Annotated in this window: 14 protein-coding genes; 1 reads left to right on the forward strand and 13 read right to left on the reverse strand. The window is 34.4% G+C overall.

Features of this window, described 5'->3' with window-relative positions:
- Positions 1 to 3 precede the first annotated feature (3 nt).
- From F0365_RS02210 to F0365_RS02255, 10 genes are all read right to left on the reverse strand, one after another.
- Positions 4 to 861: a hypothetical protein gene (locus F0365_RS02210; RefSeq protein ID WP_240961831.1), complete on the reverse strand. Its 858-nt coding sequence runs from the start codon at positions 859 to 861 to the stop codon at positions 4 to 6.
- Between the two features lie 955 nt (positions 862 to 1,816).
- Positions 1,817 to 3,718: a peptidase domain-containing ABC transporter gene (locus F0365_RS02215; protein WP_169934728.1), complete on the reverse strand. Its 1,902-nt coding sequence runs from the start codon at positions 3,716 to 3,718 to the stop codon at positions 1,817 to 1,819.
- Positions 3,719 to 3,753: 35 nt separating this feature from the next.
- Positions 3,754 to 4,650, reverse strand: a complete 897-nt coding sequence (locus F0365_RS02220) for an IS3 family transposase (protein WP_169934729.1) — start codon at positions 4,648 to 4,650, stop codon at positions 3,754 to 3,756.
- Positions 4,632 to 4,898: a transposase gene (locus F0365_RS02225; RefSeq protein WP_169932151.1), complete on the reverse strand. Its 267-nt coding sequence runs from the start codon at positions 4,896 to 4,898 to the stop codon at positions 4,632 to 4,634. Before F0365_RS02225 ends, F0365_RS02220 begins: the two co-directional genes overlap by 19 nt.
- A gap of 53 nt (positions 4,899 to 4,951) precedes the next feature.
- On the reverse strand, positions 4,952 to 5,290 hold the full coding sequence (locus tag F0365_RS02230; protein WP_169932152.1) for a cysteine peptidase family C39 domain-containing protein: 339 nt from the start codon (positions 5,288 to 5,290) through the stop codon (positions 4,952 to 4,954).
- Positions 5,283 to 5,963, reverse strand: coding sequence for a grasp-with-spasm system SPASM domain peptide maturase (gwsS, locus tag F0365_RS02235; protein ID WP_169932153.1), 681 nt, complete (start codon positions 5,961 to 5,963; stop codon positions 5,283 to 5,285). The genes F0365_RS02230 and gwsS overlap by 8 nt, the downstream gene beginning before the upstream one ends.
- Positions 5,964 to 5,969: 6 nt before the next feature.
- On the reverse strand, positions 5,970 to 6,356 hold the full coding sequence (locus F0365_RS02240) for a hypothetical protein (protein ID WP_169932154.1): 387 nt from the start codon (positions 6,354 to 6,356) through the stop codon (positions 5,970 to 5,972).
- A 135-nt stretch (positions 6,357 to 6,491) separates the two neighbouring features.
- On the reverse strand, positions 6,492 to 7,439 hold the full coding sequence (locus F0365_RS02245; protein WP_169932155.1) for a hypothetical protein: 948 nt from the start codon (positions 7,437 to 7,439) through the stop codon (positions 6,492 to 6,494).
- Between the two features lie 3 nt (positions 7,440 to 7,442).
- Positions 7,443 to 8,075 (reverse strand): hypothetical protein, encoded by a 633-nt coding sequence (locus F0365_RS02250; protein ID WP_169932156.1) that lies wholly within the window; start codon positions 8,073 to 8,075, stop codon positions 7,443 to 7,445.
- A complete protein-coding gene (locus tag F0365_RS02255; RefSeq protein WP_169932157.1) occupies positions 8,057 to 8,266 on the reverse strand; it encodes a hypothetical protein in 210 nt (69 codons plus the stop codon). The genes F0365_RS02250 and F0365_RS02255 overlap by 19 nt, the downstream gene beginning before the upstream one ends.
- A gap of 187 nt (positions 8,267 to 8,453) precedes the next feature.
- Here F0365_RS02255 and F0365_RS02260 point away from each other — a divergent pair, with 187 nt between their 5' ends.
- Entirely contained in the window at positions 8,454 to 8,696 is a 243-nt protein-coding gene (locus F0365_RS02260) for a hypothetical protein (RefSeq protein ID WP_169932158.1), read from the forward strand.
- Between the two features lie 127 nt (positions 8,697 to 8,823).
- On the opposite strand, the gene F0365_RS02265 is transcribed toward F0365_RS02260, so the two are convergent.
- The 3 genes from F0365_RS02265 to F0365_RS02275 form a co-directional block, all read right to left on the reverse strand.
- Positions 8,824 to 9,519 carry a cysteine peptidase family C39 domain-containing protein gene (locus tag F0365_RS02265; protein ID WP_169932159.1) on the reverse strand — a complete coding sequence of 232 codons (696 nt, stop codon included), beginning with the start codon at positions 9,517 to 9,519 and terminating at the stop codon, positions 8,824 to 8,826.
- A 1-nt stretch (position 9,520) separates the two neighbouring features.
- The gene (locus tag F0365_RS02270) at positions 9,521 to 10,213 is read right to left on the reverse strand and encodes a hypothetical protein (protein ID WP_169932160.1); all 693 of its coding nucleotides are present in this window, start codon (positions 10,211 to 10,213) and stop codon (positions 9,521 to 9,523) included.
- 664 nt (positions 10,214 to 10,877) lie between these two features.
- On the reverse strand, positions 10,878 to 11,399 hold the full coding sequence (locus tag F0365_RS02275; protein ID WP_169932161.1) for a hypothetical protein: 522 nt from the start codon (positions 11,397 to 11,399) through the stop codon (positions 10,878 to 10,880).
- Between the last annotated feature and the right edge of the window lies 1 nt (position 11,400).

Genomic DNA, 11,400 nt, shown 5'->3' on the forward strand with positions numbered 1-11,400 from the left:
CAATTACTCATAATCGTGAACTGCTTTTTTGAGTTGGATAAAAGACTGTATGACCGCTTTATACAATTGCAAATCTTCTTTAGTACGGCTTATTTTAATACCTTCTAGCGAGCTGGAAGTATTGCTCAACTGATTTCTTAACTGAGAAATGCTCGCATCTATACTTTGATAAGCACGCGCATTTTGAGCATATTCCAGTTGTTTTAATTCATATTCTTGCGCTGCAATCACTCCTTTTTCAAAAAGTACTTTATGGCGATCGAGCTCTTTCTTTTTAAAGTCTAATTCTGTTTGTTGTATCCGCTTTCGCGAAAGCATATTCCTCAACTGAGCCTGTAACTGAATTCTAGTAGATCGATTTGCTAAGGCATCGTTGTCAAAGGGTTGCAAGTCCTTATTGAGCTGGTACTGGATATAAGCATTTTCAAAAACAGCAAATGGCGCTTCCAGATCTCCTAAAAAAAGAATGGGCAAACTGTCCAAAGGAAATTGAAAATTCTTTTTGTCATAAGTGATCGTATCGAGAACCTGCTCCAGCAACAGCACATCTTTGTAATTTGCGGCATTTTGAAGTACAGCGAGAATAGTACCTGATTGTACTTTTTGATCATTTTGAACCAACAAATGCTGAATGCTAGTGGTGATCTTGCTGTATTCTTTTTGAGGTGGCACTGCGGTAGTAATAATCCCTTGTGACACAATAATATCTGGATATTTTACAAACCACGAGATGAATAAAAGCAACAGGATCACGATTAAAAACAAGGTATTCCCATACCTAATGATGCTACTAGGTACTTTAGTGAGAATTTCTTGTACTTCTTCACTGCGCAATTCTATGTCTTCTAATTGGTCTGGCATACTATTTTCTGCAAAGGCGGAAATCTTTTTTATTATTCTCTATTATTAATTTTAAATGTTCAATTTTTAATAAGTCTTATGTGGCAACGCTACCAATCAACCAAGCATTTATTTGTCAAGCCGTCGCAGGACGGCTTCGCTACCTTCTATCTCGATAATTTTGAATCGCATTTAGAGAAAACCTCAATGCTCGCTATTGTTGCCTTTTCGAGATCTGAAACTCATGAATCCTATTTCTATAATCTATAATCCATATTCTCAATCCGAAACCTTTTCCCCAACCCTGAAGGGTGAGGTTTCTGCAAACGAATAAAGCTTGTGTTTCCGCACCCTTTAGGGTTGGGGAACGGAAACCAAAACTCCATCCGAAACCTTTTCCCAAACCCTGAAGGGTGAGGTTTCTGCAAACGAATAAAGCTTGTGTTTCCGCACCCTTTAGGGTTGGGGAACGGAAACCAAAACTCCATCCGAAACCTTTTCCCAAACCCTGAAGGGTGCCATTTCTAGCTTTCGAAATATCAATTTTATACCTCCAAAAGTCTTACATCCTAAGTCAGCAACCTTATCGCACCGCGGTAAAAAACCCATCCCTAGCCCTTCCCAAAGGGAAGGCAATTCTTACTTTACATATTTCTAGCTTCTTAGATCCTTTCAAGCAATAGTTAGTCCTACGTCATAAGTCAGCAACGTTGGCGCGCAGCGGTAAAAAACCCATCCCTAGCCCTTCCCCAAGGGAAGGGAATTCTTACTTTACATATTTCTGCTTCTTAGATCCTTTCAAACAATAGTTAGTCCTACGTCATAAGTCAGCAACCTTAGCTCGCAGCGGTAACAAGCCAGTCTTTTGTCTTGAATCTTGACTATTCTTTCTTGAATCCTATTTCCATATTCCTCATCCCTCAAAGCTCACAGCTCATTACACCTTCCACCTTCCTCATCCCTCATTCCCTTTTCTCTAATTCCCCAACTCCAACTGATTCTTAACCAAATCAAAATAATTCCCTTTTGCAGCAATCAAACTTTCATGAGTTCCTTGTTCTACGATCTTGCCTTGATCGAGTACCACGATCTGATCTGCATTTTTTACGGTACTGAGTCGGTGAGCGATGACCATCACTGTTTTATTCTTGAAAAAGGTGTTGAGCTTGTCCATGATGACCTTTTCATTATTGGCATCCAATGCGCTGGTGGCTTCATCAAAAAACAGAAAATCAGGGTTTTTATACACCGCTCTAGCGATTAATAAACGTTGCTTTTGTCCGGTGCTGAGTCCTATTCCTTCCATCCCTATTTGGGTATTGTAAGAAAGGGGTAGTGACTCTATATAATCCCTAATATTTGCCACATCTATCGCATGAGCTAGTTTTTTCTTGTCGATGTAATCATCTCCTACGGCTATGTTGTGAGCGATGCTGTCATTAAAAATATACCCTTCTTGCATAACGACACCACAGCTGTCTCGCCAGGCGCTTTGGGATATGTTTTTAAGATGGTGCTGCCCTACTTTAATCGTTCCTTCTATAGGATCGTAGAATTTAAGGAGCATTTTCATTAACGTAGTTTTACCGCTACCACTCACTCCTACCACAGCGGTTATTTTATGAGCCGGAATGGTTAAATTCAATTCTTCTAAGACCAGCTGCTCACTTCCCACATATCTATAGGATACATTTTCTAATGTAATATCCTCCTCTGTGGAGTAATCGCTTATTTTTTGGGTTGGGTCAGATTCTTCATCTTCTTTGTTATGGATTTCACCCAATCGCTCTAAAGAGATTTTAGCATCTTGCCACTCCTTTATAAAACCAATCAACTGTCCTATAGGTGCGTTGAGTTGGCCTACTATATAACTTATCGCCAGCATCATCCCCAAGGTAATATCTCCCGAGATCACTAAGGTAGCCGATAATACCGAGATAATAATATTTTTCAATTCATTGATAAAACCAGAACCTACCGACTGGTATTGTTCTAGGGCAAGACCTTCCACAGCTACTTTATACAATCTAGCCTGTGTAAATTCCCAGTTCCAGCGTTTGCGTTTCTCGGCATTGTGGAGTTTGATATCCTGCATGCCATTGATGATTTCTATAACCTTACTTTGCTCCTGGCTTACCTGAGCAAAGCGTTTGTAATCGAGGTCTTTACGTTTTTTAAGAAAAATAACAATCCATAAAAAATACAGAAAACTACCCAACGCAAAAACTCCAAAAATACTGACATTATAATACAAGAGTACACCAGAAAATATGACCAGATTCACCATAGAAAACAGCACATCTAGGGAAGAGGTGGTAAGAATGCGCTCAATGCGCCTGTGGTCATTGATGCGTTGTAAAATATCTCCTGTTACTCGAGAATCAAAAAAAGCAATAGGCAATTTCATCAACTTGATAAAAAAATCAGATACCAGCGAGATATTGATGCGCGTACTCAAATGCAATAAAATCCAACTTCGCACTACTTGAATAGCCGTACGACCTGCAAACAAGGCCAGTTGAGCAAAAAGCACTAAATAAATAAACTGAACATCTTGATTCTTAATCCCTATATCTACAATACTTTGTGTAAGAAAAGGAAAAATTAATTGCAGCATACTGGCTGCAATAAGTCCTAACACCAATTGCCACAAATACTTTTTGTACTTCAATACATATCTAGAAAGAATAGAAAAACCAAATTCCTTTTTTTCTTCTTCAGTAGTTTCTTGGTCGTATAAAGCAGGTGTGGGTTCTAGAAGTAATGCAATACCTTCTTCAGTTTTATGGGTCGCATCTTTTCCTATCCAATGATCAAGAAATTCTCTTTGATTGTATTTTAATAAGCCGTGTGCTGGGTCAGAGATGTGGTAGGTAATATTCCCTTTCCCATCTTCCTGTAGGCTTCCCCTTTTTAGGACACCCTAAAGTTCGATAAATAATTATTATTTAGGTCAGATTTGATGAAGAATTTAAATTCTTCATCAAATCTGGGCATATATTCCTTAGGGGATTTGTTTCCTAGTGATTTATGCGGATGGTTAAAATTATAGTCTTCTCTCCAGTTATCGCTAATCTTTTGTAATTGATATGTGTCATTGAAGTAATAAGCGTCTAGTATATCTTCTCTAAAAAAACGATTAAAACGTTCTATATATCCATTTTGCATTGGTTTTCCAGGTTGTGTATATTTAATTTCTATAAAGTTCTTTTTACACCAATTCATAAAGGTTTTAGATATAAATTCTGGCCCATTATCACACCTTACATACTTAGGTGTTCCTATTTCCTCTTTCAAGCATTCAAGCGTTTCTACAACAGCTCTTGCTGGATATGATAATCCCGCTTGAATAGCTAAGGCTTCTCGATTACAGTCGTCTATAACATTAAATACTCTAAGCTTTCTGCCATCAGTAAGAGCATCACTCATAAAATCCATACTCCAGCACTCATTGAGTACAGCAGGCACTTCTAAAGGTTGTTTCACACGTTTAACCAAACGTTTTTTATGCTTGCGTCTCAAACTAAGTTTCATCTCGCGATAAACACGTAATACACGTTTCCTGTTCCATTTTAAGCCTTCACGACGGATTTTGTGGTAATACTCATCAAAACCTCTAGTGGGATAAGATTCTGCAAGTTCTGTGAGCTTATCAATCACTTCACTGTCATCTTTCTTGCTCTGATAGCACCACATTGACCTACTTAAACCTACAACCTTACAGGCACGTAAAATAGATACGGTGAACTCTTTAACAAGGTATTTGACACGAACTCGCTTGTCGGAAGGCTTTAGAACTTTTTTGACAATATATCTTTTAGCATTTTATTGTCTAAACTAACATCCGCATACATCTGTTTGAGCTTGTTATTCTCTGTTTCAAGTTCTTTTAGACGCTTAAGCTCTTGCTGTTCCATACCACCGTATTTCTTACGCCAGTAATAAAAGGTGCTCTTGTCGATACCCAATTCTCTTGATATATCGCCTACGGTTCTACCTTGTTGATTTTCCTTGAGGGCCTTGATAATTTGACTCTCGTTAAATTTGCTGTTTCTCATTGTGACAGTTTGAATTTAAAGTTAGTAAATTCGAATTTATAACTGTCCTATTTTTAGGGAAGCCTACATTCCGTCTTCCCAAAGGGAAGAAACCTTTTTGATTGGGTTACTTTATAAAGCACCACATAATGATTGCCATTCCAGTGCAGGATACAGGGCAATGGTGCTTCTTCCAGTTGTTGTGCATTGACTTTAACTCCTAGAGAACGGAATCCGATCACCTCAGCAGCATTGCTGACTCCTTGAAGATTACTACCTGTTCTTATAGTTTCAGAAAGTGTTCTTAACTGCTGTATATCTATAGTTTGCTTGTAGTGTCTAACAATAATCTTAAGACATGTAGGACCACAGTCTTTAAACTCAGCTTGTTTATAGTGTGGGAATTTAGGCATTATCTTTTTTAACTAATTCCTGCATGCCGTAATATTCGATGGCTTTTTCTTTTAAAGGATTGGTACTCCACTCTGCCCATTCATTGGTATAAGGATTATAACCACATTTTAGTGGTTTGGATAAGTCTATATCTTCCTTAAAAGTGGTGCGTTCTGTATAAGCACGGCAATCTGTACATACATATCTGAACTCACAATCTTTACAGATGTCTATTTGATCCTTTGTTACATTCCAGTACTTTTTAAAATCTGGTTTATTGATGGCTTCTTCTAGTGTAGTGTCTTTAATATTTCCATAGCTTTCTGGCATGGATGGGCAGTTTTTTATGTCGCCGCTGGTGTCTATGGAGATTTTGCCTGTTAAACAAGAATTACAAGTTTTAGAAACAAAAAATGATTCCATGTTACTAACAAAATATGATGTTTCAATCTTACCGCATTGTTTGGCAAATTTTAAAGAATATGGTAACATGACCTTTTGAAAATGATCTTCATCTAAAGTATCAGATAAATTATCTTTTGAAACCTCATATATTATTAATGAATGTAATTTATTACAAGCTTTGAAAATGCCGCTCTTTTCTAACTTCTTATATAAAGAATAGTTGAGCAATATTTGAATACAAGTGACGAAGTTATCAGATTCACATAATTGTTTTAAAATATAAATCAAATACTTTTAATCCTTTAAATTATATATTCTTAACTGAACTTCATTTATTTGGTGTTCTTTAATTTGATTAACCCAATCAACGTTTAAAGAACGCGAATCCAAATCTACAACTAAATTTAACGAATGTTTTTTGAAGGAATTTATTCTAGATTTATAACTAACTCTATCGAGTGATTTTGGCATTGTCATACCAAGATTCACTATTGTTTGCAAATCCTCATAAATATCATCGTCCAATTTTATGTCTTTGAGGTTTATTAAATAATCATTATTATCTAAATACTGACTTGTTGATTTTGAAATCTGAAATATTTCTCCGGTTATTAAATTATGAATAAGACTTCTAGCATAGCCATTAGTTAATATACATGATGAAATTAATTTTTGACTCATATTTTGGTAATAGGTACTTTTGGATTTGTAACTCTATGGTAACCGTTAATTTTTTCTATTAAAAACAGCTTATTTGTATGATCAATATTCTTTTTTGTGATGAGAGTTTTTGATGATTTTAGAAAATTAATTGAATTATGTAACATTTAATCCTTTATTAAATACGTTTATTTGATCAATTAAATGATCACCAATACTATGATTGCTATATTCCATTACTAAATCAAATTGTCCCATAGGGTTAATGTCAATCAAAAAAAAAATTCCATTTTTATCCACCATAAAATCATACGAAAATAAATTAAGATCCATTAACTTACTTAAAGTTTTCATTTTTTCCTCTAAGGCCTTTGCTAAATTTAAAGGTGCGAAACGTACATTATTCATTCTGTCTCTAACGTCAATAATATCTTTATTATCCGAAATTAATGCTACGTTGAATGTTTTATTTAGGATAAAGACACCTCGTATTTCATAGGCACTATCAATTTTTTTTTGAAAAAATGACGGGAAAAAAGTCTCTTCTAGTTCGGATAAATCATCGAAGGAAACTTCGACAGTTCCAGCAGTGATATATTTATTTTTATTACTTACAAAATTAATTTGTTTATTTAAATCTTTCGTAATGACACCTTTTTTATATGTCTCCATAAAAGATATTAAATCTGATTTTTGATTTGTAACTATGTAATCAGGAACCAGAAAACCTGCTTTTTCAATCATTTTAAGATTGATTAACTTATTGTTTTGATATTCAGATTTAAAACTTCCAATTTTTAAAGTATTTGTTGCTAAAATAGACTCAATATACAACTGAATGGAATGATGCTCAAATCTTGAATAATTTTGAAAATCCTTAGATATTTTATTAGAATTGTAAAAATTGAGATTACCTCTTCTAAAAATAACAACAGAAAATCTATTTAACCATTCTAATCTACCATTGATTATTTTTAATTGGATAAAATCATTAATATTTATCCTAGTGCAAATCAAATTACTGTTATAAAAAGCATTTGCTAATTTATTGGCAGTTGTATCATGTGATTCTGAGATTAATAAAACATGTACTAACTTTTTCATAAACTAGTCACAGTTATTGAAATCTTCAAAATATTCAAAAACCTGGTTATCAGTATAATATCTAATACCAGCCTCAGCAGATGGAAAACTGTCCCATTCCCTACCGTTCAAATGCCACATGATTTTTTCATTTTCAAATTTTTTCAGATTACCTTTATTATATTGATCAGTAATATAATTTCTAACAGATGTTTTTAACTCATCTGGGGTATGCATGAAAATTATAAAAACAGGTACATCAAGAATAGAATCTTTTACAGATGGATATGGTTTATCTTTAATAATTTCAAGTAATTCTATTATATTATCACCATCTTGTTTTACTCGATAACATTTATTAATTGCACTTCTTATCTGAGCAAGGTCATTATAATAATTTCTTTTTTCTGTTTTAGAAACCACCTTAATTTTATCAATTTCTTCAAGAACATAGGTTGCCCTTCTTAAAAATTGATCCTTGAAATAGATCTCAGTGATTTTATTAAGATCATCATCCGTGTATTGGTGCAATTCAGTGATGTTTTTAACATCTAAATCTTTATTTTCTTTTACACAACCAATAAAAAAAAGGTAAATTATCAAAACAAATTTACCTTTTAAAATAAAGTTTGAACTTCTTAACAATTCGTAGGACATTCTAGGGTTACGCTTTTGAATTCTTTTTCGTCACATTGTTGAACACCATCATTATTGTCATCGTTAAAACCATCATCTACTCGAGTGGAACAACCGCTTTCTTGTGGACGATTCCTACCTGGAGTGTTTATAACTCGGTCGCCTCCAAAAAGGCTAGACATTTGTGTTTTACTTAAAATGAATTTTTTCATAATTATTAATTTAAAATATATCCCTACTCATTGAAGGCTTTTCGGAACCGCCTTTGTTATAACGGTAAAAACATAGATAAAATTATACGAGTTTACAACCCCTTTTATGCAATCCCTTAAAAAACTGTTGTTTTGATCAGTTTTGTAGTATGTCAAGACTACGTAAAAAACCTATGCCAATTATGAAATGGACAAAACCACTCCTAGCATTCAATCACTAGCTATACTCGGCGATTTGTTAGAAATAGATATTATAAAAGCATTGAAAAGTAACGGCATTACTTTTAATCAATCGGGCAATGAATTTAAAGATAACAGCACAGGAATTATCAATCAAATACCCAAGCAACTTATCGCTCAATATGAGGCACGACTTCAGGAAAAAGACAATCAAATCGCGTGGTTAAAACAGCAAATCAACAGGTTTTAAGTAATTTATTACTAGCTTTTAGTAATAAATTACGGGTTTCTAAAGGTGTAAAACGTCAGATTTGTGTTTTCGCTCATAAAAAAACGTTGTTTTTTAAGTGGTTATTTGGGTTTTAATGGCTTTGTTATTATGTACTTACAGGTGGAATAAACTGAACATCTTGATTCTTGATCCCAATATCAACGATACTTTGGGTAAGAAAGGGAAAAATTAATTGCAGCATACTGGCTGCAATAAGCCCTAAAACCAGCTGCCATAAATACTTTTTGTACTTCAATACATAACGAGAAAGAATAGAAAAACCAAATTCCTTTTTTTCTTCTCCAGTAGTTTCTTGGTCGTATAAAGCAGGTGTAGGTTCTAGAAGTAATGCAATACCTTCTTCAGTTTCATTGGTCGCATCTTTGCCGATCCAAAGATCTAGAAATTCTCTTTGATTGTATTTTAATAAGCCGTGTGCTGGGTCAGAGATGTGGTAGGTAATATTCCCTTTCCCATCTTCCGTCTTCCCAAAGGGAAGAAACCTTTTTGATTGGGTTACTTTATACAACACCACATAATGATTGCCGTTCCAGTGCAGGATACAGGGCAATGGTGCTTCTTCTAGTTGTTGTGCAATGACTTTTACACCCATAGAACGGAATCCTATCACCTCAGCAGCATTGCTGACTCCTTGCAAGTTACTTCCTGTTCTTATGGTCTCAGACAGCGTTCTTAATCGCTGTATATCTATGGACTGCTTATAATGTCTGGCAATGATTTTAAGGCAGGTGGGACCGCAGTCTTTAAAGTCTGCTTGTTTATAGTGTGGAAACGCAACCACTTTAAGATTTAAACACTTTTTTCAATTCCATTTCTAATTTGGAACCATCAATTAAATCATAATTTAAAGAAACAAAACCATATTTGTCATTGTAATGAATAGTCAATTTAGCTGAACCTAAATTACTTTTTCCCCCTGCCTCAATTACAACACAATTCAATTTGCCAAATGACGTTTCTATAAACTCAGTTCCTCGTTTTATATATTTATTATTTAAAATTACGCTCTTACGCTCAATATCAATGTCCCAATCATCTGGATCAAGAACAATTCCCTGACTCCATTCATTTTTATCGAAGTTTATATACGGAAATGGTGCAAATTCAAGAACTTTAAAAATGTCTGAACGAGGTGGATGAATCCAAAGGCGAGAGCTGTTTTTAATCAATCCTGTTGCTTCTTCGTCTATAATTTTTTCATCATCGTAATAATTATAAAGGATAGTTTGTTGGTTGCCGTTAATCTTTCCATCCAAAACTTTCATCACCAATTTACCATGAGAAAGTTCTTTTCTTACTAGAGGTTCATTCTGTGATTTATGGTCAAAATCATATTCATTTTCACTCGTAATGGTGTAATATGAATAATTAAATTCATAACTCCAATTCGGAAGATAAACAATTGTAGGAGACTTTCTATGGGTCATACAGGAACACGCAATAATTAATAAAAAAGCTTTGAAAAGAAGTTTCATATTAAGTTATATTTATTTCTGTTTTAATTCCAAGATGCTGTATAAGGGTCATAATTACATTATAATGGTTTAAAATTAAGATAATTATTCTACTTTTAAACAGTTCGGTTTAAGGGGAAGCTTACAAAAGGAGCTCGGTAAAGGTGTAGCGCTATCGGTAAAACCGGTATTGGTTTTACGCACTTGATTGTGCTGAGCTCTCGTTGCACGGAGAACGAACGGAAGTATCGAAATAATTCAACATCTGCCGATAGCTATCGGTAGTGTTTTCTCAATTTGTACCCTGTGGTTTTTCATCTGTGTGAACAAATCCGTATTTTAATGGATTCTGGTACCGCCTTTAGTATGGAAGATCTTGAAAAAACCACTCCTCTTAACCAGAATTCTAAATCTCATAACGTATGGAATTCATACTTTTTTAACTGGCATGCTATATTATGGTCTACAAGAACGAAAAAAATACTCTTTCTTTGAAAAGGTATTTTACCTCTAGGAAGAAGTTGCCGCCATATAGATCGTGAACCAAGTTGAACTAGTTGAGATGTATACAGCTTCTGTGTCTAACACTCCTGAATGTATCCCAGGTTACTCTGCAAAAAATTCTGTCCATGCCTATTCAGGCGAGGAAACGTTTACTTTTGTGTTCTTATGAGCGTTGGAATTTCTATACTTTTTTAGTTTCTAAAATCATATTTAAAAATGACGTCGGTTGAAGGAAGTAGTTAGGATTTTCTTCTAGTTTTTCTTTAATCAGAATAAGACCTCCATTAGTGTAGGACTCCATAGTTTTAAGAATCAATTTAACAGCTTCATCTTCTTCAACTTCTCCTTTCTCAAGATCAATCAAGTTGATATCTGTTTTTGCTACAAGTGCAATAAATATATTCTCCTGTAAGTTGGTAAAGTCCTTACGTGTCGATATTGTTGTCTTGCTACCCCAATGTTGAATATGGTGACTAAAATCCGTTTTCTTTGCTCCATCAGGGATTGGAGTAAATTCATTATTGTATAGCCCTAAGAAAAAAGCATACGTATATAGTTCGTAGTTGGTACTGAAATGTTTACCAAGGTTGATCTTCTTTTCGCCTTCTGCACCAAACTTTTGTGAAAGTGAAGTAAACAAGTCTTTGTGTGTCTCACTATATTTTGGAATTCTAGTCTTCCATTTTTCAAATAAATTCTTCATC

Source organism: Nonlabens sp. Ci31, assembly GCF_012974865.1.
Lineage (GTDB): Bacteria > Bacteroidota > Bacteroidia > Flavobacteriales > Flavobacteriaceae > Nonlabens.

Excerpts from the sequence above, each read along its gene's own strand:
- F0365_RS02250 (WP_169932156.1), bottom strand. The coding sequence starts at position 8,075 with ATGTCCTACGAATTGTTAAGAAGTTCAAACTTTATTTTAAAAGGTAAA.
- F0365_RS02230 (WP_169932152.1), bottom strand. The coding sequence starts at position 5,290 with ATGCCTAAATTCCCACACTATAAACAAGCTGAGTTTAAAGACTGTGGT.
- F0365_RS02240 (WP_169932154.1), bottom strand. The coding sequence starts at position 6,356 with ATGAGTCAAAAATTAATTTCATCATGTATATTAACTAATGGCTATGCT.
- F0365_RS02255 (WP_169932157.1), bottom strand. The coding sequence starts at position 8,266 with ATGAAAAAATTCATTTTAAGTAAAACACAAATGTCTAGCCTTTTTGGA.
- F0365_RS02245 (WP_169932155.1), bottom strand. The coding sequence starts at position 7,439 with ATGAAAAAGTTAGTACATGTTTTATTAATCTCAGAATCACATGATACA.
- F0365_RS02225 (WP_169932151.1), bottom strand. The coding sequence starts at position 4,898 with ATGAGAAACAGCAAATTTAACGAGAGTCAAATTATCAAGGCCCTCAAG.
- F0365_RS02210 (WP_240961831.1), bottom strand. The coding sequence starts at position 861 with ATGCCAGACCAATTAGAAGACATAGAATTGCGCAGTGAAGAAGTACAA.
- F0365_RS02275 (WP_169932161.1), bottom strand. The coding sequence starts at position 11,399 with ATGAAGAATTTATTTGAAAAATGGAAGACTAGAATTCCAAAATATAGT.
- F0365_RS02270 (WP_169932160.1), bottom strand. The coding sequence starts at position 10,213 with ATGAAACTTCTTTTCAAAGCTTTTTTATTAATTATTGCGTGTTCCTGT.
- F0365_RS02260 (WP_169932158.1), top strand. The coding sequence starts at position 8,454 with ATGGACAAAACCACTCCTAGCATTCAATCACTAGCTATACTCGGCGAT.